The sequence below is a fragment of the Kordia sp. genome, assembly GCF_965283645.1.
In the GTDB taxonomy this organism is placed as follows: Bacteria; Bacteroidota; Bacteroidia; order Flavobacteriales; family Flavobacteriaceae; genus Kordia.
Genome location: NZ_CBDIPG010000001.1, coordinates 1,153,553 through 1,173,365, shown reverse-complemented (window position 1 = coordinate 1,173,365; position 19,813 = coordinate 1,153,553). Strand labels below are relative to the sequence as shown.

The 19,813-nt window shown below is 29.2% G+C and carries 22 protein-coding genes and 1 tRNA gene; 15 read left to right on the top strand and 8 right to left on the bottom strand.

Features of this window, described 5'->3' with window-relative positions; all coding sequences use genetic code 11:
* Positions 1 to 2: 2 nt before the first annotated feature.
* Both ACQ654_RS04935 and ACQ654_RS04930 read left to right on the top strand, forming a co-directional pair.
* Positions 3 to 4,334 (top strand): DUF6443 domain-containing protein, encoded by a 4,332-nt coding sequence (locus ACQ654_RS04935; protein WP_430409211.1) that lies wholly within the window; start codon positions 3 to 5, stop codon positions 4,332 to 4,334.
* A 3-nt stretch (positions 4,335 to 4,337) separates the two neighbouring features.
* A complete protein-coding gene (locus tag ACQ654_RS04930; protein ID WP_430409210.1) occupies positions 4,338 to 4,823 on the top strand; it encodes a hypothetical protein in 486 nt (161 codons plus the stop codon).
* 185 nt (positions 4,824 to 5,008) lie between these two features.
* On the opposite strand, the gene ACQ654_RS04925 is transcribed toward ACQ654_RS04930, so the two are convergent.
* Positions 5,009 to 5,275 (bottom strand): integrase core domain-containing protein, encoded by a 267-nt coding sequence (locus ACQ654_RS04925; protein WP_430409209.1) that lies wholly within the window; start codon positions 5,273 to 5,275, stop codon positions 5,009 to 5,011.
* Positions 5,276 to 5,518: 243 nt separating this feature from the next.
* Here ACQ654_RS04925 and ACQ654_RS04920 point away from each other — a divergent pair, with 243 nt between their 5' ends.
* The 7 genes from ACQ654_RS04920 to ACQ654_RS04890 all read left to right on the top strand — a co-directional run bounded on the left by ACQ654_RS04920 (position 5,519) and on the right by ACQ654_RS04890 (position 10,104).
* Positions 5,519 to 6,121, top strand: a complete 603-nt coding sequence (locus tag ACQ654_RS04920; RefSeq protein ID WP_430412999.1) for an IS1 family transposase — start codon at positions 5,519 to 5,521, stop codon at positions 6,119 to 6,121.
* Positions 6,122 to 6,335: 214 nt separating this feature from the next.
* Positions 6,336 to 6,917, top strand: a complete 582-nt coding sequence (locus ACQ654_RS04915; protein ID WP_430409208.1) for a hypothetical protein — start codon at positions 6,336 to 6,338, stop codon at positions 6,915 to 6,917.
* A 3-nt stretch (positions 6,918 to 6,920) separates the two neighbouring features.
* Complete coding sequence (locus ACQ654_RS04910; RefSeq protein WP_430409207.1) at positions 6,921 to 7,697, top strand: hypothetical protein; 777 nt, start codon at positions 6,921 to 6,923, stop codon at positions 7,695 to 7,697.
* Between the two features lie 180 nt (positions 7,698 to 7,877).
* Positions 7,878 to 8,489: an IS1 family transposase gene (locus ACQ654_RS04905; protein ID WP_430409206.1), complete on the top strand. Its 612-nt coding sequence runs from the start codon at positions 7,878 to 7,880 to the stop codon at positions 8,487 to 8,489.
* Positions 8,490 to 9,052: 563 nt separating this feature from the next.
* Positions 9,053 to 9,229, top strand: a complete 177-nt coding sequence (locus tag ACQ654_RS04900; protein ID WP_430409205.1) for a hypothetical protein — start codon at positions 9,053 to 9,055, stop codon at positions 9,227 to 9,229.
* A complete protein-coding gene (locus tag ACQ654_RS04895; protein WP_430409204.1) occupies positions 9,153 to 9,902 on the top strand; it encodes a hypothetical protein in 750 nt (249 codons plus the stop codon). The genes ACQ654_RS04900 and ACQ654_RS04895 overlap by 77 nt, the downstream gene beginning before the upstream one ends.
* Positions 9,889 to 10,104 carry a hypothetical protein gene (locus tag ACQ654_RS04890; protein ID WP_430409203.1) on the top strand — a complete coding sequence of 72 codons (216 nt, stop codon included), beginning with the start codon at positions 9,889 to 9,891 and terminating at the stop codon, positions 10,102 to 10,104. Before ACQ654_RS04895 ends, ACQ654_RS04890 begins: the two co-directional genes overlap by 14 nt.
* On the opposite strand, the gene ACQ654_RS04885 is transcribed toward ACQ654_RS04890, so the two are convergent.
* Positions 10,088 to 10,525, bottom strand: coding sequence for a hypothetical protein (locus tag ACQ654_RS04885; RefSeq protein WP_430409202.1), 438 nt, complete (start codon positions 10,523 to 10,525; stop codon positions 10,088 to 10,090). The two genes, ACQ654_RS04890 and ACQ654_RS04885, sit on opposite strands and share 17 nt — an antisense overlap.
* 289 nt (positions 10,526 to 10,814) lie before the next feature.
* Here ACQ654_RS04885 and ACQ654_RS04880 point away from each other — a divergent pair, with 289 nt between their 5' ends.
* Positions 10,815 to 10,991: a hypothetical protein gene (locus ACQ654_RS04880; RefSeq protein WP_430409201.1), complete on the top strand. Its 177-nt coding sequence runs from the start codon at positions 10,815 to 10,817 to the stop codon at positions 10,989 to 10,991.
* A gap of 776 nt (positions 10,992 to 11,767) precedes the next feature.
* Here ACQ654_RS04880 and ACQ654_RS04875 read toward each other — a convergent pair.
* The 5 genes from ACQ654_RS04875 to ACQ654_RS04855 form a co-directional block, all read right to left on the bottom strand.
* On the bottom strand, positions 11,768 to 12,925 hold the full coding sequence (locus tag ACQ654_RS04875; protein ID WP_430409200.1) for a glycosyltransferase: 1,158 nt from the start codon (positions 12,923 to 12,925) through the stop codon (positions 11,768 to 11,770).
* Positions 12,926 to 12,933: 8 nt separating this feature from the next.
* Positions 12,934 to 13,200, bottom strand: a complete 267-nt coding sequence (locus tag ACQ654_RS04870; protein WP_430409199.1) for a hypothetical protein — start codon at positions 13,198 to 13,200, stop codon at positions 12,934 to 12,936.
* Positions 13,197 to 13,688 (bottom strand): hypothetical protein, encoded by a 492-nt coding sequence (locus tag ACQ654_RS04865; RefSeq protein WP_430409198.1) that lies wholly within the window; start codon positions 13,686 to 13,688, stop codon positions 13,197 to 13,199. The genes ACQ654_RS04870 and ACQ654_RS04865 overlap by 4 nt, the downstream gene beginning before the upstream one ends.
* Positions 13,689 to 13,692: 4 nt before the next feature.
* A complete protein-coding gene (locus ACQ654_RS04860) occupies positions 13,693 to 15,033 on the bottom strand; it encodes a hypothetical protein (RefSeq protein ID WP_430409197.1) in 1,341 nt (446 codons plus the stop codon).
* Positions 15,034 to 15,184: 151 nt separating this feature from the next.
* Positions 15,185 to 15,418, bottom strand: a complete 234-nt coding sequence (locus ACQ654_RS04855) for a hypothetical protein (protein ID WP_430409196.1) — start codon at positions 15,416 to 15,418, stop codon at positions 15,185 to 15,187.
* 324 nt (positions 15,419 to 15,742) lie between these two features.
* Here ACQ654_RS04855 and ACQ654_RS04850 point away from each other — a divergent pair, with 324 nt between their 5' ends.
* The 4 genes from ACQ654_RS04850 (at position 15,743) to ACQ654_RS04835 (ending at position 19,094) form a co-directional block, all read left to right on the top strand.
* Positions 15,743 to 16,396 (top strand): hypothetical protein, encoded by a 654-nt coding sequence (locus tag ACQ654_RS04850; RefSeq protein WP_430409195.1) that lies wholly within the window; start codon positions 15,743 to 15,745, stop codon positions 16,394 to 16,396.
* Positions 16,397 to 16,524: 128 nt separating this feature from the next.
* Positions 16,525 to 17,289, top strand: a complete 765-nt coding sequence (locus ACQ654_RS04845; RefSeq protein ID WP_430409194.1) for a MerR family transcriptional regulator — start codon at positions 16,525 to 16,527, stop codon at positions 17,287 to 17,289.
* 87 nt (positions 17,290 to 17,376) lie between these two features.
* Positions 17,377 to 17,739 carry a hypothetical protein gene (locus tag ACQ654_RS04840; RefSeq protein ID WP_430409192.1) on the top strand — a complete coding sequence of 121 codons (363 nt, stop codon included), beginning with the start codon at positions 17,377 to 17,379 and terminating at the stop codon, positions 17,737 to 17,739.
* 5 nt (positions 17,740 to 17,744) lie between these two features.
* Complete coding sequence (locus ACQ654_RS04835; protein WP_430409191.1) at positions 17,745 to 19,094, top strand: tyrosine-type recombinase/integrase; 1,350 nt, start codon at positions 17,745 to 17,747, stop codon at positions 19,092 to 19,094.
* A 116-nt stretch (positions 19,095 to 19,210) separates the two neighbouring features.
* On the opposite strand, the gene ACQ654_RS04830 is transcribed toward ACQ654_RS04835, so the two are convergent.
* Positions 19,211 to 19,284 (bottom strand) — tRNA-Met (locus ACQ654_RS04830).
* Between the two features lie 132 nt (positions 19,285 to 19,416).
* Between ACQ654_RS04830 and ACQ654_RS04825 the strand changes: the two genes are divergently transcribed.
* On the top strand, positions 19,417 to 19,806 hold the full coding sequence (locus tag ACQ654_RS04825) for an START-like domain-containing protein (protein ID WP_430409190.1): 390 nt from the start codon (positions 19,417 to 19,419) through the stop codon (positions 19,804 to 19,806).
* Positions 19,807 to 19,813: the final 7 nt, after the last annotated feature.

Here is a 19,813-nt window from a genome sequence, read left to right as displayed (position 1 = left end):
AGATGAAAAAGCTATTATATATACTCGTTATAGTGGTTCCAATGTTAGTCATTGGACAAACGACCACAGAAAATTATACGAAAACTACAGCATATCAAAATGAAACACAAGACGGAAATATTCCTGAAAATCAAAAACTAGAAACCGTTACTTATTTTGATGGACTCGGTAGAACGTTTCAGAAAATCTCAGTAAAAGCTGGTGGACAACAACAGGATATCATTGTTCCTGTTGTATATGACCAGTATGGGCGTATGACCAAAGAATATCTTCCGTATGCAACAAGTACGCTCAACGGAAATATTCATACTAATACATTTAATAATCAGGCTACATTTTACAATACTGATAAGTATGAAAATACGTTAAATCCATATTCAGAAACAATACTTGATGATTCGCCACTTGGCAGACCCTTAAAGCAAGGCGCACCGGGTAACTCTTGGGCAGTAAGTCCAAATTCAGACAACGATCATTCTATCAAGTTTGCATATCAGGTAAACACCTTTGAAGAAGGAAATCCTGAAAAAGATAATATAATGCAATTTGGGGTATCGCATCCTAATAATGATACTGAACAGACTCAGCTTGAGTATGAAGGTTATTATGCAAATGGAACGTTACAAAAAAGCATTGTCAAGGACGAAAATTGGACACCCAATCAACAGTTTTCAAAAGATCATACAACAGAGGAATACACCGACAAACTTGGAAGAGTGATTTTAAAACGAACGTTTAACAAAAATAAAAAACACGATACTTATTATGTATATGACAAATATGAAAATTTAACCTATGTTATTCCGCCAAAAGCTTCGGATGATATTGTTGTTACGACTACTACCCAAACAGGGGGATTAACTGGACGAAATTATTCATGGTTAGACTTGGTTTTGGTGGATAAAGAGTTGGCAGGAGAATATCAAAAGAAATTAAGCGCATATAAAAATGATGATATCTTAACGGCGGATTTAGAAAATAAATATGGCGCACAAGGTGGTTTTTCAATCAATAGAAATACAAGTACCAATGAACTGATTTTAAATATCAACTTTTCTACCAATGAGCCATTACCTCTTAAAACAGGAGAAGTTGTTTCTTTAAAAGACTTAGGGGAATTTAAAGATACGGAATTAGGTGTTATTAAGGCAGAAAATTATGAGTATACATTTTTGATAAAAAATAATGCATTATTTATTGAAGGAGAAGGAAAACTTCTTGGACTCAATCAATCGTTTAGTAGTAACACAAAACTAAATTATAGTAAAAATTTTCCATGGGTGTCACTTTTAAAAGTAGACGAAAAGTTTACGGATAATTATCTATCTCAATTAAAAGAATATCCTAACTCAGATATTTTAAATGTAACTATTCAAAATGAATATGGTGGACAAGGTGGCATGCATATTTCAGTAGATCAAAACGATGTGGTATCAGTACAAATGAATATCAATACCACAAAACCACTTGCTTTTAGAGAAGGTTTAGTGGTTGATTTGGGACTCAAAAGAAGAATTTCAGATGTAACACTTGGTACATTCTCAGGTGAAGAATTCAGCTATGAGTTCTCAATTAAAGAAAATGCATTACATATTAGTGGTAGTGGAACAATTACATCAGCTTTTCCAATATTTACAGGGACGCAACCAAGTTCAACAACTAACTATGAAATTGCTACTGAAGTAGTACAAGGATTATGCTACATCTATCATTATGATTATAAAAACAGAGTTGTAGAAAAGAAAATACCAAGTAAAGGATGGGAATATATTGTATATGATAAACTCAATCGTCCAGCACTTTTACAAGATGCAAAGCTTCGCTTGGAAGATAAATGGTTTGTTACACATTATGATGCTTTTTCAAGACCCGTGATGACAGGACTATATTGGAAACCCACGTATTCGTTGACACGTATACAAATGCAAGAAATCGTTAATAATAGTCAAAATTTAAATGCTTTTCGCGTTACAACACCAATTGGTAATGATAATCATTATTACGATGGGTTAGCTTCGCCTGGCATTGTAGAAATACACACTTTAAATTATTATGATAACTATGATTTTAATGAGCCGTCGTTGACTTTGTCGCCAAACTCACAAGTGTATGATATTCAAATAGCAGGGAATACAAAAACATTACCAACAGGAACGAAGGTGCGAGTATTAGGTACAAATGATTGGATTACTACCATAACACATTATGATAAAAAAGGAAACTCTATTTATGTAGCTTCAAAAAATGAGTATTTAAATACGTTAGATATAATAGAAACAAAACCTGATTTTGCTGGAAAAGTATTAGAAACAAAATCAGTACATACCAAAAATGGAAATACACCTATTGTAACCATTGATAGTTTTACCTATGACCATGTGGGGCGTTTACTTACTCAAAAACAACAAATCAATAATCAACAAGAAGAACTAATTTTTGCGAATACCTATGATGAACTAGGAAGTTTAGAAGGCAAAAAAGTTGGAAATACAGAAGTAAATCCACTTCAAGAAATTGATTATAGCTATACTGTTCGTGGTTGGCTTAAAGGAATCAATGATGTAGATGCAAATGATCAAAACAAACTATTTTCTTTTAAAATAAATTATGATACATCTAATTTACTGGGAACTACAACACTATTCAATGGAAATATTAGTGAAACCCATTGGAAAACCGCCAATGATCTCAATTTAAGAAGTTATGGATATCAATATGATGCACTTAATAGAATTACAAATGCTACCTACCAAAGTGGACAAGTATTAACGAGTCTTACTAATAATGATATCGAGAATTACAGTTTAAATAACGTATCCTATGATAAAAACGGAAACATTCTCTCATTAGAACGAATGGGAATAACAGAAGTTGCAAACCCTACAGTGGATATTATTGACCAACTAACTTACAACTATGCCAGCAATAGTAACACATTACTAAAAGTTACCGATGTTGCAGATACGGCTGGTTTTAAAGATGTACATACACCTGAAAATGATTACATGTATGATGTAAATGGAAACATGACAGCTGATGTAAACAAAGAAATTATTCCTAACGGTATTACTTACAATCACTTAAATCTGCCAACAACAATTAATTTTGGCAATAGCGGGAACATTTCTTACATTTACGATGCTACAGGAATAAAAATGGCTAAAATAGTTTCAGAAAATAATAGTTTAGTTACTACGCAATATGCTGGGAATTTTGTCTACAAGATTGACAATAATGGTGTCGAGAATTTACAATTTTTCAATCACGCAGAAGGATATGTAGAACCAACTGTTACATCGAGCGGAGTCGAGATGAGTTATACATTTCAGTTCAAAGACCATTTAGGTAACATTAGAATCTCTTATGAAGATATGAATGGTAATGGAGTAATTGACATTACTTCTGAAATTAAAGAAGAAAGTAATTATTACCCATTTGGATTAAAACAAAGAGGGTATAACAATGTAATAACTGGAAGAAATCATAACTATGGTTTTGGTGGAAAAGAAGAAAATGATGAACTTGGACTGAAATGGTTAGATTTTTCTGCTAGAAATTATGATGCTTCTATTGGACGCTGGATGAATATTGATCCTCTTGCAGAAGACTATCTATCTTGGTCTCCTTATAATTACGTCTATAATAGTCCCCTAAAGTTTGTTGATCCAACTGGTATGGGACCACAAGATATCACTATAAGAACTAAAAATTTAAAGGGAGAATATCAAGAAGCATTAATTATAGAAACAGATAAAGTGGATGTAACAGTTGACTTAGATGTTATTAATCCTGATAGTGGAACTGTAGAGCCAATAACTAATAAGTATGAACCCAAAAAACCTTTAATTCATAAAGGTTTGGATGATTATCTTAATAAATTAGAATCTACAATAGGTCAAATTGATGCGATACAAGTAAGTTTAGGTATTGGGGGAGCTTTAGGAGGTGGACTTTCAGGTCAATTAGATGTTGTAGCATTTCTTAGTGGTGAAGATGCGGGAGGTGTTTTTCTATATGGATCAAAAAATCCATCCGTAAATGTAGGTGCCTCTATAAGTATTGGCATCGAAATAGGTGGAATTCATAATATAGGAAGAAAATCTAAATTTAACCGAGGTTCACTTGAAGGATTTACAAAAGGAATTTCAGGAGGAATAGGTTCTATTGGAGGTAATGTTTTTTGGGGAACCGACGGTCTTTTTGATTTTACTCCAAATTATGTTGGGGTAACGTCAACAATTACTACCTCACTTCCTACTGGTGTAAGAACTGGAGCCGCCGCTTATGTTTCTGAATCAATATTAAAATCAACAATAAAAAAACCTATAAAATAAGAAATGGAAAAAAGAATTAATTTTATTCTGTGCCTTTTACTTTTTGCTATAATTTCATGTAAAAAGGATACAACAAAAAGTAACTTTGATTTCAATGGAAAAATAAAAAGTATAACGGTTGTTAACAGAGGATACGATCAAGGGCAGAAATTAAAAAAAGAAGTAGTTATTACTGATAAAGAAAAAATTAATACAGTAATAAAAATATTAGAAAAATCATATATCCCAAAAGAAGAATTTATTGGTTCAAATCATGGTTATATAAGAGCCACACTTATAAATGATAAAGAGGAAGAGTTTATTTTTGAAAATTTTTATAGTGTCCGTAATGGAATTATAATTTTATTTCAAGGAAGTAATAAATACAAGAATGATGCTTTTGCAGAAATAATTTATGGATTTCTCTATGATGATATGAAAATAGAAGATCTGGTTGGTAAAGAAGGTAGAGATCTTATAGAGAAAGTAAGTGATAGTATTGGTAATTAATGGTAGGTAGTGTAGTAAATTGGTGCTATGCAATCTCCACGACTATTTTAAAATAATCTGTCCCTTATAAAGAACAGGTGTTGAAAATGAAATAGTTACAAGTTCTAGCTAGAAATTAAAGATTGAAGTAAAAAGTAATGTTGTTTTTTCAATGTTACTTTTTACTTTTATTAGAGGTTTCGATTTTACAGACACATTTTACAAGTATTTTTCTTGTTTTGCTGTCTTCTGTAGGCTTTATGTTCATTGAAATCTTGAGAATACTTTGAAAAATCAATAGTAATTCCATGAAATGTTTCTTCGGGAGTATTTCCGCCAAGGCTCATTTGTGGTCGTATATCGTTATATATTGAAACAGATTGATCGAGGATTTCATGAAGCTGATTTGAATTAGCAATTTCATGCTGATAAAGAAACTGATGCTTGATAGCCTTATTTACCGCTTCAATCATGGAATTGGAAAATATGACATCCTTTTGAGCAATAATAATATGTTCAATGGAAACATCGGTAATGGTGTAAATTAGGACATGACTTTAATTTAAATTATAAATAACTGAAAAACAGTAGTTAACTTAAATGTTGATTACTGTTTTTCTTCGTTCTTTGATATGTTAGAAAACACGAACGTTTCTTAAATCCTATAAAATAAGGGATTGTTAATCCTACGTGGGTTACATTAGGGTATGGAAAAAATACAATGTCCAAAATGTAGAAGTCGATCAGTTAAAAATGGTTTTCAAAGTGGTAAGCAACGTTATAAATGTACGTTTTGTAATAAGAAATTTCATTTAAAATACACTTATGAATCTTATAATAAACACGCAAATAGTTTTATAATTTCTTTACTGAAAGAAGGTTGTGGAATAAGAAGTATTTCAAGAGTATTGAAAATTTCAAAAAAGACTGTTCTTTCGCGAATGCTAAAAATAGCTAATGAAATTAAAATTCCTTATTTCAATAAACTTGGATGTAAATTTGAAGTTGATGAAATGTGGACATTTATAAAACGAAAAGAAGATTTCACTTGGATTACGTATGCGATTGAACAACAAACAAAGTCTGTGATTGATTTTTTTGTCGGTAGAAAAACGAAAGACAATATTCGTCCATTAATCAACAAAATATTACTATTACAGCCTAAACGCATTTATACAGATCGTTTAAATATTTATCCGAGTTTGATTCCAAAAGAAATTCATAAATGCTTTCAATATTGTGCCAACAAAATTGAACGCATGAATTTGACATTGAGAACCCCAGATGTCGCTAGAATGGCTACCGCTAGAATTTTCTAGTGGCGTTACGAGTAAGAAAAAAAAAGAAGAAAAAGCAATCACGGTTTTACCATGCTATCGTTAATGTAGTAAAATAGGTCGTGGATTAAAACATGATTTTAAAATATTGAGAACCAATAGTTAAAGTGAAATTTAATTGTTGGTTTTCAACGTTCATTTATATATTGATAAAAAGTAAAATCGCCATGATCAATGGACGAAATTTAATAATGACATGGATGATTTGGGAAAAATGTTTAAAGAAGGATTTGAATATGTTACCAGCTGGATTCCTGGGGTTGGAGATGTACCTGATCCTGAGAAAGAAGTAACAGATGATGGCGGGTATAAATTTGTCGATGATTCAGGTGAAGCTTCTGGAGAAACTCACTTAGCCACAGTAAGTAAAGATGATGTTGAAGAAGTTAATGCTGAATTCATAAATCAAGCTGCAGGTTATGCGAAAGTAAAAAAAGCAAAAAAACGAAGTAATAATATTAGAAGAGAATATAATAAAGCTAAAAAGAACCTTGCAACAGATTTAAAAAAAGGTGCCAAAGAATTTAAAAAAGAAATGAAGCGAGGTAAAAAAATCATGAAAACTATAGATGCTATAAATAGAATTGCAAATGATTCTGCTACAAGAACAATAGTTACAACCTATACTTCTAATCAATTAGGAGATCAATCTATTTTAATAGATACAGTATCACCTAGTTTTGGAGGATTAAGGGGAAACTGGACTCCTATGACTAAAGATTATAAAATTGACTCTACTAGATTAAGAGATATTAAAGTAAAAAATAAAGCAAACTAATTCATGAAAAAATATTTAATAATCTGTGCTTTGATTGTTTTTTTATCATGTAAGCATGATAAAAAAGCGATTGACAAGAATGACTCGATTAAACAAAGTGATAGTATTTTTCTGGGAGAAAATAAACTAGGATTACCAACAAAATCAATATATTATCCCTCAAAAAGAAAAGATAGTTTTAGATTGAGAGCATTCTATGTAGATGGAAAACTTAAAGATTCATCTTACATTACTAAAAACGGATTTATCCTAGGAAATAGAATCGCTTTTGAATTTCCTGATGATAAAATTAAAAGTGTTTATCAATATCTTAAGATTGATCATAAAAACTTTTTAAATCAATATTGGGCTATTGAAGGGAAAGACACCTTGTATACATATGGAAATCATTACAGAATAAAATTCTATGATTCAATAAAACAGAATAAAAATTTTCAAGTACAGATAATGTTAAGAAAATCATATGAAGAAGATTTCTCAAGCTTATTTTTCTTAACACCTAAAGAGCATTATTCTGTTTTAAAATCAGACTTCTCAAATTACAATGAAGTTGAATACGACACTATAAAGAGCTTAAAAGATGATGAAATTAAAGGAAATGAAACTTATGATGAATACTGGTCAAAACGTACAATTGCATTTAGAACTGGTTTTGCAGATAAAGGAATAAATCATATTAGAGGAATCCTCGTTGAACAAAGAGACACCTTGATGGATGGGGAGAAAAATTTTATAAAACGTTATTTATTTGTAAATGAGGAAGTTTATGTAAATGAATGAAGTGGTAATGGTGTAAATTAGGACATGACTTTAATTTAAATTATAAATAACTGAAAAACAGTAGTTAACTTAAATGTTGATTACTGTTTTTCTTCGTTCTTTGATATGTTAGAAAACACGAACGTTTCTTAAATCCTATAAAATAAGGGATTGTTAATCCTACGTGGGTTACATTAAGGTATGAAAAAAACACAATGTCCAAAATGTAGAAGTCGATCAGTTAAAAATGGTTTTCAAAGTGGTAAGCAACGTTATAAATGTACGTTTTGTAATAAGAAATTTCATTTAAAATACACTTATGAATCTTATAATAAACACGCAAATAGTTTTATAATTTCTTTACTGAAAGAAGGTTGCGGAATAAGAAGTATTTCAAGAGTATTGAAAATTTCAAAAAAGACTGTTCTTTCGCGAATGCTAAAAATAGCTAATGAAATTAAAATTCCTTATTTCAATAAACTTGGATGTAAATTTGAAGTTGATGAAATGTGGACATTTATAAAACGAAAAGAAGATTTCACTTGGATTACGTATGCGATTGAACAACAAACAAAGTCTGTGATTGATTTTTTTGTCGGTAGAAAAACGAAAGACAATATTCGTCCATTAATCAACAAAATATTACTATTACAGCCTAAACGCATTTATACAGATCGTTTAAATATTTATCCGAGTTTGATTCCAAAAGAAATTCATAAATACTTTCAATATTATGCCAACAAAATTGAACGCATGAATTTGACATTGAGAACCCCAGATGTCGCTAGAATGGCTACCGCTAGAATTTTCTAGTGGCGTTACGAGTAAGAAAAAAAAGAAGTAAAAGCAATCACGGTTTTACCATGCTATCGTTAATGTAGTAAAATAGGTCGTGGATTAAAACATGATTTTAAAATATTGAGAACCAATAGTTAAAGTGAAATTTAATTGTTGGCTTACAACGTTCATTTATATATTGATAAAAAGTAAAATCTCCTAGAGAGCTTAAAATATAGGTTAGTTAAATCGACATGTAGTAAATTAGGTCTATCACTAGCTTTTTTTGAGAATTGAAAATCATTAGTAAGCTTCCCCTTTTTGAAAACTTACCTTTTTTTAGTTTAAGAGTAAAAAAACAAATTTACTACAAAAGTTTTACAAAAATATAAAACTTTTTAAATTTAATTACTTTTATACCTTACTTTAGGTGTGGTTTTAGCATACTTATAGAAAAATATGAGTAAATATTTTTTGATTAAATCTTACTTTTTTTACTTTAGCAAAAACATTTCTTATTAAGTAATAGGTATATTTCTTACTAATTTATTTTTCATATACATTTGAGATTAATGTATAATCTTTAATCTATAAATAGTATGAAAAAAGGAATATTAATTATGTTAACAATAATAGGAATGGTTTTATGTACAAACTGTGAACCAACTAGCCTAGCAGATGAAGAAACTGAAATTCAATTTGAAGCAACTGACAAAAAAGACAGTGTCAACTCCAACGGAGGAACAAATCCTCAAAGCAGTAACGAAGAAGAGTAATTTTTTTGTAAAATATATTTATGTACTATTAGCGGTAGTCTGTACTACCGCTTTCTTCATTCACGAATCTATAGCTGATGTACCAAAACCTTATTTAGAAGCAGTTAATCAACATATCTCTGAAAAAGCAAAAAGAACTGATTTATTAAATGCATTAAAAAACAAGTTTAAAGATTCACCTGAATATAAAGCTTATTATGAACAAAAAATTATTACTGATATAGCTTCAAAAAAATTAGAAAAAGTAAGTAAAGAAATAAGGTTTCTAGGTTTTGAAGATTTTCAGCAGTTTATTGGAGAAATTGGTTGGGCATTAGGTTTATTTCTGTATGCACTTTTTAACTTTATTAATTCATATATAGAACCCAATAGAGCGAGAAAAGGTAAACTATTTTTACATCTTACTTTACTTACTATTGCACTGTATTTTATATACTGGGCATTATATAATCATCAGGACTTTGAAAAAACAACGTATTTATTATTCTCCCTTGCCACATCATTAGCAATTGCCATTAGCGTATATATTATAATTGATAAAAGGTATAAACAGATTAAAGCGTACATGCTAAATATTCGTGATTTAGTAGGCTTTGTATTAAGCAATACTAAAAAAGAAAAAGAACCAGAAATGTGGGATGTTCTAAAAGAGATTAAGCATGAAAGAGATTGAAGAAGAATTAAAAAAACTCAAACGTCTTCACGATGATGGATTTCTTAAAGACGATGATTTACTTAAAAAGTTAGAGGAAATTGTAAAAAGGAGAGAAAAGCTTGAAAAATTAGTTGAAAATCAAAAAGAGAGCAACCTTAATTTCGTAACTGAAAATTTCACGGTAGATGATTTACTTCTTTTAATTAATTTTTCTGATTAGAATTAAAAATTTGCAAGTATTCTTTTAATTCATTTAGTCTTTCAGTAACTCCTTTTTCAACTAGGTCTTTCACAAATAATTTAAGATATTCTGACCTCTTAAAAAACTCGTCTTTATTTTCTACAAAATAATCTATAATTTCAATAGCTTCAAACCTTACACCATGCTTTTCAAGGTAAAAGTTATCATCGTTTTCAAGATATGGTTCTCCCTCTCCTTGAAGAAGCCAATCTTTAGAAACGTTGTAATGTGTACAGAGAATTTTAACCAAAACTTCTAATGTACTTTTTCTAGGTTTCAAAGTTTTTCTAGTTTTAATTTTATCAGCAGAAGCTTGAGAAATCAGTCCATTTGATTTTTCTCTGATTTGATAACCAGTGATTTTTTTCTCCTCTAATACTTTAAGAATACGTTCGAGCATTTATTTTATTTATAAATTATAAAACTTTGATTGTATTTTATAATACTTTTAAGTATATTGCATTGTCATTATGTATCAAATATATTAAAATAAAAACCAAAACTTTTACATAGAAATTTGATAATGATAATCTGTTACCCCAAATAGATTTACAAAGTTAAGATAGTCAATATTATTAATAAATTTTAATTTAAAAAAAATGAATGAAATGATTGTTTTAATATTTATCTCGATTTTAATAATAGCGACGATTGTATTATCGATTTTGATTTGCAAAGTGCATATCATAATGAATAAGATTCACAATATAATCAGTTTTAATAGTATTGAACTAGAAAAAATTAAAGAAGAAGTAATTGGTGAAGAAAATACGTTTGGTATAGCAAAAAAACAAATTGAAGGTATTCATACAGTAATTACTACACAATTAGTAAAGGGATTACTCAAAGATATTAGTGAAGAATAATTTTTCATGATAAAAGCTTTAAAACTCCCGCATTCTAGCGAATAATCCACGGGAACTAAAGCTTTGATTTGGTCAATCTGAGTGGCTTAAACTCAACCAGATTTGACTGTTTTAATTAAGTTTGGCAAAGTGGCAAATCATATGTATGACGTTTTTGATTTTTAAACGAAAGTTTAATTCGGGAATCAAAAACAGCCACTTTGTCATTTAAACTGACAGCTAATTTAATAAAAATATACCTATTTGAAGTTTTTATAAGGTTGATTAAAGAAAAGCGGAGAAAGAAAAATTCATATCCTTTTTAGTATATGGTTTTGGTTATAGACAATAAAATAATTCTACCGCTTTTCATTTATCTATTGATAGTAGATTTTACTGGGTTGGCGAAAAGTCATAAATATAAATAGATTTCATAAACCTGTTTTTTTGACAAAATGATAGACATATCGAAAAGCGATTTTCGCCAATCCTTTTAAAACAAACATTATGACCGATAAAAGGAAAAGTTTTATAGCAGGATTTTTTACAGGATTTATACTATCATTAGTCCTAGTTTTACTAATGCTTATTATTGCATACTATTACCTTAATAAACAAAATTCCCTAGCTTTTTTAAATCCCTTTTTAACAGATGGAATCCTTAATGCTCCAATTAGGGTTTCTACTGTTAAGATGTTCAGTTTTTAGTTCTTTTTTTATCAATTACCACTAGATTATCGTAAAACTAAATTTCGCTGAATTGAGAAGCCTTGCCCTAACAAGGCTTTTCTTTTTTCTTAAAAGAATATTTCTTCAGTAATATTTTGAATTTGTTTTTTTGAAAAACTATAGTTCTTCCAAACATTCTTAATAGCTTTATTACTTATTTCCTCTTTAATTCCATCTACATTTATAAGTAAATCAAGTGCTTTTATCCATTCGGGTTCTATTGACGCTAAGAGTCCATCCACACCATCTGTTATATTTTTACTAGCAGAATGATAAATTGATGTAATTGTCGGAATACCAAAAGCTGAAAGTTCCAAGTATAAATAACTGCTATGGTGTTTGTTGTATGTAGAATCTTTTGCAAGTAGTAAAGCTGAATCAAGCTTGAGTTGATTTAGCTTAAAAAAGAAGGTTTTAAAATTAACGGTTTTATGAAATTCTATATCATTATGTAAGTCAAGCTTCTCTATGATCTCATACGTAGTAGAACTACCTAAGCAGACTAATTGAATTTTTTCTTTTAATTTTTGACTTATTTTTTTGAATAACTCTTTTATGAAATTCAAATCTTTTAATGTTGGTTTTATAATTCCAATACGAAATAGTTCTGTATCATTTTTGATGATTTTCGGCATATTTTCATATCCAATTTTAGAAATCAAATTCGGAATAAATTGTGTGACCACATCAGCATTTGGATGGCGCATATTTATATATCGGTGCAAGAAGTTTTTAAATTTCAAATTAGCAACCAATAACAGATCCGCACACGCTAAGTTGTTCTCCAGATTTAACAATTCGGTTTTTGAAATTTTTCTTTTTCCATAACTCATTTCATTAAGTGCAAAATAATTTTGATCTACATTGAATGTAATTTGAATCATTGGATTAAAAGATTCGATTGCTTTTAAAAGATACGTGATATCACTAAAAATAGGTGGAAATATGATGTAATCTGCCCAGACTAGCAAACGTTCGTCCAATACCGTTGTCAGGTCATTTAATGAATTATTAAAATCATTACTATCTATATTTGTTATAATACTCTTATGTGTTTTTGTTTTGTCTAATTCAAGCGCTTGGGCGATCATTCGATAATATCCCATAGCATTTAATTTCGGAGATACATATAGTAAATGTATCTTGTCATCTTCGCTCAAATCATATTTGGTATTGAACCTTGAATTTGATGCCAATTTTTCTTTTAAATGAATTACTTTTTTCATGTTTTCTTTTAATTAATTTCCATTTCAATACCACTACAATATTTTGCAATTCTTATTCCCGTACGATTATCATAAATTTCAATTGTTGCAGCTTTTTCTCCATAATCTTCGACTTTTTTGAAGAAGCGAGCGAGTCCGATCTCACGTTTTTTAGTCTTTGAAAATTTATAATTCCAATCAATAGAATACATGGTTCTTATATTTCCATCAGCAAACCAAACAATCATTTTGGTTTCTGAATCTTCTTTCAGTTTCCAACCTTTTGTTGCGCTCATAACCTAAAAAATTTAATTAATGATCCCATAGAAATCTTACTTATAAATTGATCGTTATGAAAAGCGTGAATTATTACTTCTTCATTTTTAACATAAATCCATATCGCAAGTTTTTCAATATCCAAATTATTTTTTACGGAAAAATCATTAAGATATTTTTTAATACTGAAGGCAATCTTGTTTTGAATCCTTGATAGTTCTGCTGTTTCTCTATCAATAAAAAAATTGGCAAGTTCTTTTGTAGGAATTGCTTGGATAGCTTTAGATTGATCGAATAAAAAGGCTTTAATTGAATGATCTTTTTGATAGATTTTTAAAAAAAGACGCGCTTTAGGAATCTTAGTCTTATTTGAAATAAATTCAATATTTGTAATGATATTTTTGGTTACTATTTTTTGATAGCCAAAAACATCTACGGATAAGTCAGTAACTGCGTCTTTTACTTTTTGACTAAATGTAGCCAATGAATTATTTGATTTTTTTTTCATTTTATCAAGTATTATATTGTGAATAATTGAACGATGTTTTATTTAAAATAGAAGCATAGAATTGATTTGTCAATTCAGGTGTGTTAAGGTTTCCAACACGCTTTTCACAATCTCTAAATAATTGTAATCGTGGTATTTGCTTGGAAGTATCCTTGTTTTCGTTGTTTATAAAACGACGAATTTGAGCGTGTAAAATTAGTTTCAATCTTGTTTTTTGCTTTGCCCTAATATGAGTTTCATACCAAGCTTTAGTGCCTGTAAATCCATGTTTATTAGTCACATCAAAGTATCTGTCAGGCAGTTGAACGTATCTATTTTCGGTATCTTTTACCAAATATTTACGCACCAATTCTATACGCTGAACATAAATGTTGTGAACTTTTGCCAAATTCGGTTCAGCAACGGGTTTGTACCAATCCCGTAACAACTCTTTTGCTCTTAACTCTTGATATTCAGTAAGAAAAGTGTTTTTGTAAATTGTTTCTTTTGAAAGATTCCATAATGAATCAACATAGAGATTAAGGGAGGAAAAGCAAGAAGTCTCAAGCATTGAAGCTGTGTCTTTTGCTTGTTTTCTGACTTCTTTGCTTTGTCCTTCCTTCTCTACAAAATTATTTTGTAAAACGTACGAGTTTGAGGGGTGTTTTTTACTAAACTCAACATCTTTTGGTTCATTTTTTTTCGCGCCTGGTGTGCCCTGCGAGAGTGGCTCATTAATTTGTTTTGCGCCTTCCTTCTCTACGTATCTTGAAAATTTGTTACCAGTTTTGTTTCCAGAAAAATAATGTGACGTGAGCGGGAGCGAACTCCTTTTTAACTTGTTATCAACTGCTATTATTACATTATTTATGTAACTATTGTTACTAGATTCTGATTGCGGACAAGTTGTCCGTAAAGAAGTTTTAAAAAACTGATTGTCAGTAATTTCCTTTTTTTGCTTATGTTCATCATATTCTTGCTTCTTAACAGCTTTTAAACCATTTATTAACAGAATATTTGAGTTAAATCGAAGCTGATAATTAGCTTTTCTTCCTTTGTAAACTTTTTCAGTAAGCACATTTGTATCTAGTAGACGCTGTATGTGTCTCCTGATGGTTCTTTCACTCACATTAGCCATTTTTGCTAGCTGTGCGCTATTAGTTTCCATAGGTGGAATATCATCTAAGGCTAAAGGTTGGATTTTATGAGCCTTTTGAAGTGATAGGGAATAAATTTTGATAATTTCTTTTGCAGTTGCTACAATGGGTTGTCGCAAATGATTGGAAAGTGTATCGCTATTTGAATTATGAGTTTTTACAAATTGATCTAGTACCTTAAAAACCGTTGAAAAATGAATGATGTTCATCTATGGAACAATTTCGACGCATCAATTTTTGCTGTCTGCGACGTAGGTTTGGACTAGAGTGTTTTTTTAACATCTCGATATCATGTTTAATGCTTTCGATATGAGTCTTTGCAACTTCAATATCTTTTTGAACAATTGACTTTTTCATAGGCTATTGTTCTTTAGTAATAGTTGACTCATTTTTATTAATCAACTTATTTGATTTTTCGTAGAGTTTCTTCAGCTTGGCTTCTTGTTTTTCTACAAGTACCAAACAAGATTCGTAACAAGACAACCAAGATTTTTGTCTTATAACTACTTCTTTGAAAAATTTACTTACAGTAGGTTGCGAACGTCCTGAGTGGTTAGCAACTTCTGTTGTTGGATTGTCGAATAGTTCTGACATCCGTTTTTTTAACGACTTATAGTCATCTGATTCATACATACATGCAATACTTTAATTGTTTTCTTTAAATTTTTTAACAAAATTTTGTAAAATATTCAATAAACTTTGATGTAAATTTTAACAAAATTTGATATAAAAAAGACCAAATTTTAATTAAGAATTTAAGTAATTATTAATTAAAATTTAATATATTTGGTCTTAAATACACTCAAATATACATAAAAACAGATAAAATTTACCTAAAAAATATCTGAATTACTATTGTAGTGAATTTACCTAAACCCTAATATTTTCAGTAAACAATTGAAAATAAACCTATTAATCATGGAAAATACAGAACAAAAAAAAAATGAAATTAATGAAATTGATGAGCTTTTTATAAAAGCGATAAATCAAGTAATCAAAGATTCCAAAAGCGTAGGAATTAAACCTGATAGTTATCATGCAATAAATAAGTTAATCTATCCGCAAAGTTTGGGACTTATTTCAAGAGTTATCAAAGGGCTAAATCATATTACACACATTGCCCTTATAAATTTTGCTAAAGAATACAATGTGGATATGAATTATTTCTATCACGAGAATGTTGAATTCAAATATGACTTGAATAAGTTTTTACCAGCTCATAGACAAAAGAAAGAATCTGTGTTTAGAAATAAAAAATTCAAACTTGAAGATTTAAAATTTGACAAAGATAAAATTGAAGACTTTATTAGTTTTGAATATCAAGAAGTAGCCAAAGCTTTTAAGCTTGATACAATGATTTACACTTTTTCAAAATTACTTTCAAATGATGCTTCACAATTTTTTTACAACATTTTAGGTGGTATTAAAGTTGATTATGAAACTAGAATTTTTCAATTAAATGAAAAAATTAATCTTTTAGAAGAAAGTCTTAACAATGTTAAAAATGAATTAATTATTTCAAAAGAAAATGAAAATTTAACGTTAAAAAAACTGATTAAAAAAATGAATTAAAAAAATACTTTTAACTCTTTGTAATACAATAAATTAACATATTAAAAGTCAAACTACATTGACATTTTTTATAAAACGTCAATGTGTTTTGACTTTTTTGTTTATATTTGAAAAACAATCAATTTATCGTGAAAAAAAAAGAAAAAATAAATTTAGTAAGCTTAAATAAAAAATTAAATGAAAAGGTATATTCAATTAAATACATTACTGGTGTTTCGAGACAAGTATTAAATATTTGGAAAAAAGAAACATTAATTCCACTTCATGTCTCTGATGAAAAGGGATGGAATACATATAGTTTAGTTGATATTTTATGGATTGGAATTATTGAAGAACTTAAAAAATTTGGGTTCACTTTTGAGAAAATTTTATGTGTTAAAAAACAACTTTTAGTAATCGAAGAAATTGTTGAATTTAATGATGAACAAGCACAAGAAATAGAAATGCTGAATCTAGCAGTTATTGAAATATTTTTAAATACTAATCCGATTTATATTGTTATTGATGAAGATGCAAAGACAGAAGTTTTAAATGCATATGCAATTATTGATAAAATGCAAAAAAATGAATTAACAAATCATGTTATTCTAAATCTTAATCAACTTATAAAACTTAATATCGAATCACTTTACAGAGAACCATCATTAGATCAATTTAAAGGATTGAGTAAAGATGAGCTTCATGTACTACTTATTTTACGATCTGAAAACTTTGAGTCTGTAAAAATTACAAAAAAAGGTGGGGAGATTGACACCATAGAAAGTACAGAAATTGTTTCTAATGGCGAAAGGATTTTGAATATCTTAAAAGGTCACGATTATCAAAACATTGAAATAAAACAAGCACGTGGAAAAATTGTACAAATTAAAAGAACAATTAAAGAGCGTCCATAATACTATAATTAAAAAGGAGAGCAACTCCCAAATGAATCCAAACTAATATGCCGACCGCAGAAATGGAAGTGTATTAATTTAATTAAAATGAAAGTATCAAAAGCAGATGAAAAATTAATTGATTTAAAAGAATTGTGTTCAATATTACTTATTAAAGGAATAGCTGGAGCAAAAAAATGGTGTGAAGAAGTAAATATTAAAATACACACTATTGGAAATAAAAATGTAGTACATAGATTTCTTGTTGAAATTGAATTAGACAAGCAATTAATAAATGAACTTAAAAGAAAATATCCTCACAAATGGGATACTCTTTATCAATGTTATCAAGAAAATGATAAGTTAGGATATTTACAACATTTAGCTGAAGATAAAATCAATGTAGGTTACAGTAGTGTTAGTCGTAGAGAAAAAAGGTCTAATCTAGCAGATAAACTTGAAAACTTATAAAAATCATGGCGAAAAAGAAGAAGTTACCTAACAAGAAGCATAAAGGTTTATATATATACTGTTCCGTAGATGGTTGTAAAAAAAACTTTTCGTGGACTAACAAAACGATCGAAAAAGATGGGAAAAATGTTCAAATTGAACCATTATGTAAACTAACAAACAGAAAATTTTCGAATTGTAAAAATTTTCAATTTCACAAGTATAAATCAAGACTTCATGTGCCAGGAACAAAGAGTGGTACTATAAGTAAAGTTTTAGATGCAGAAAACTATAAAGAAGCAGTTGTAAAAGCTGTTGACTTTGAAAATGAGTTTAAAGGTAATGTCGAATCTTCTGATGAATTTGAATTCAATATAACGAGATATTATTTATTACAAAGTCAAAAACAGTACATTTATTATTTAGAGAATATAGATGTTGCAGAACATAAAAAAGTAGAAAGGTCTCAAAAATATATAGACGAAATTTTGTTTTGTTTAAAATTGTTTAATGAATCATTAAGGTCAAAGAAAATAAAACCTAAATTTTTCTTAATTGAAAAAGTTACTGATATTCATGTTGGTTACTTTCATAAATATTTACTCGATTTTAAGGGATATAAGAATAAGACTTATAACAATAAAATGACCGCTGTTAAAGGGTTTTTTAAATGGGCAATTAAAGAGTATAAATTGAATGTAACAAATCCATTTGACGATGTGAAAAAGCGATCCACAATTGTAAATAAAGATACTATTACTAAAAATGAATTTAAAGAGTTGTTGGAAATAATATCCCCTGAAAGTGGTTTCGTCCAAGTCGGTAAATCACGAAAAAATAGATACAAACCATATCTTAAAGATGGTATTGAACTTGCATTGCATACAGGGGGGCGTCGTGAAGAAATAGTAGAATTAAAATGGAACATGATTAAAGTGGTTGATGATGAACCATCCTATATAGTAGTTCCTAATTTAAAAGTGCTAAGACAAAAGGGAGAGGGATTTAATGATAATGTTGCACCCAAAATAATTCCTATAACGCAAAGTTTAAAAAAACTTTTATTAAGATTAGGCTATAATGAGAATATGGGAAGTCATGAATACATTTTATCTCCAGATAGATCAAAAACATCTACTAATGCAATTATGAATAATTTGTCAAAAGGATTTTCACACTATTATAAGCAACTAAACACTGATAGAAATTTACAATTTAAGAACTTAAGAAAAACATATTTAACACATCTGGCATCTACACTTGGTGGAGAAGCTAAGTCTTTATCATCACATTCGAGCGATGAAGTACTTCAAAGGCACTATATAAACAAGAAAATAGTGAGTAAAGCGGTCAAAGAAATGGAGATTTTTGAGTAAAAAAACGAAAAAAACAGTACTCTAAAACAGTACTCTAACCTAAAATCAATAAAAAAACTCTCTAAGGTATCATTCCAAAAACAAATAAACCCCTCTAATAGAGGGGTTTATGTTTGTAGCGAGATCGGGAATTGAACCCGAGACCTCCGGGTTATGAATCCGACGCTCTAACCAACTGAGCTACCTCGCCTTGTTTGCGGGTGCAAATATATAAACAATTTTTTTTTGAGCAAATAATACTCAATTTTTATTTTTTTTATCGTTTTCTTTTAAACTAAACAATTAATGTATATATTGTCAGCAACATAATTATAAATAAAGCATGTCAGATAAAGTTAAATACGAAATTGAGTTCCCTATACAATCATCTCCACAGCTTTTATTCCAATATTTGTCTACACCGTCAGGATTGTCCGAGTGGTATGCAGATAATGTAAACTCTAGAGGAGAAGTTTTTATATTTATATGGGATGGTGAAGAAGAAGTGGCAAAGCTATTAGGAAAGAAAAATAATGAGCGTATCCGCTTTCAGTGGGAAGAAGATGAAGACACATCGTATTATTTTGAAATGAAGATAGTAGTGGATGAAATTACAAAAGATGTATCTCTAATTGTAATTGATCATGCAGATGACGATGATGAAGTAGAAGAAGGTAAAATGTTGTGGGAAAACCAAATTGGAAGCCTGAAACAAGTTTTAGGTTCACGCTAAAAAAATC

Excerpts from the sequence above, each read along its gene's own strand:
- ACQ654_RS04935 (WP_430409211.1), top strand. The coding sequence starts at position 3 with ATGAAAAAGCTATTATATATACTCGTTATAGTGGTTCCAATGTTAGTC.
- ACQ654_RS04930 (WP_430409210.1), top strand. The coding sequence starts at position 4,338 with ATGGAAAAAAGAATTAATTTTATTCTGTGCCTTTTACTTTTTGCTATA.
- ACQ654_RS04925 (WP_430409209.1), bottom strand. The coding sequence starts at position 5,275 with ATGATTGAAGCGGTAAATAAGGCTATCAAGCATCAGTTTCTTTATCAG.
- ACQ654_RS04915 (WP_430409208.1), top strand. The coding sequence starts at position 6,336 with ATGGATGATTTGGGAAAAATGTTTAAAGAAGGATTTGAATATGTTACC.
- ACQ654_RS04910 (WP_430409207.1), top strand. The coding sequence starts at position 6,921 with ATGAAAAAATATTTAATAATCTGTGCTTTGATTGTTTTTTTATCATGT.
- ACQ654_RS04905 (WP_430409206.1), top strand. The coding sequence starts at position 7,878 with ATGAAAAAAACACAATGTCCAAAATGTAGAAGTCGATCAGTTAAAAAT.
- ACQ654_RS04900 (WP_430409205.1), top strand. The coding sequence starts at position 9,053 with ATGAAAAAAGGAATATTAATTATGTTAACAATAATAGGAATGGTTTTA.
- ACQ654_RS04890 (WP_430409203.1), top strand. The coding sequence starts at position 9,889 with ATGAAAGAGATTGAAGAAGAATTAAAAAAACTCAAACGTCTTCACGAT.
- ACQ654_RS04885 (WP_430409202.1), bottom strand. The coding sequence starts at position 10,525 with ATGCTCGAACGTATTCTTAAAGTATTAGAGGAGAAAAAAATCACTGGT.
- ACQ654_RS04880 (WP_430409201.1), top strand. The coding sequence starts at position 10,815 with ATGAATAAGATTCACAATATAATCAGTTTTAATAGTATTGAACTAGAA.
- ACQ654_RS04875 (WP_430409200.1), bottom strand. The coding sequence starts at position 12,925 with ATGAAAAAAGTAATTCATTTAAAAGAAAAATTGGCATCAAATTCAAGG.
- ACQ654_RS04870 (WP_430409199.1), bottom strand. The coding sequence starts at position 13,200 with ATGAGCGCAACAAAAGGTTGGAAACTGAAAGAAGATTCAGAAACCAAA.
- ACQ654_RS04865 (WP_430409198.1), bottom strand. The coding sequence starts at position 13,688 with ATGAAAAAAAAATCAAATAATTCATTGGCTACATTTAGTCAAAAAGTA.
- ACQ654_RS04860 (WP_430409197.1), bottom strand. The coding sequence starts at position 15,033 with ATGAACATCATTCATTTTTCAACGGTTTTTAAGGTACTAGATCAATTT.
- ACQ654_RS04855 (WP_430409196.1), bottom strand. The coding sequence starts at position 15,418 with ATGTCAGAACTATTCGACAATCCAACAACAGAAGTTGCTAACCACTCA.
- ACQ654_RS04850 (WP_430409195.1), top strand. The coding sequence starts at position 15,743 with ATGGAAAATACAGAACAAAAAAAAAATGAAATTAATGAAATTGATGAG.
- ACQ654_RS04840 (WP_430409192.1), top strand. The coding sequence starts at position 17,377 with ATGAAAGTATCAAAAGCAGATGAAAAATTAATTGATTTAAAAGAATTG.
- ACQ654_RS04835 (WP_430409191.1), top strand. The coding sequence starts at position 17,745 with ATGGCGAAAAAGAAGAAGTTACCTAACAAGAAGCATAAAGGTTTATAT.
- ACQ654_RS04825 (WP_430409190.1), top strand. The coding sequence starts at position 19,417 with ATGTCAGATAAAGTTAAATACGAAATTGAGTTCCCTATACAATCATCT.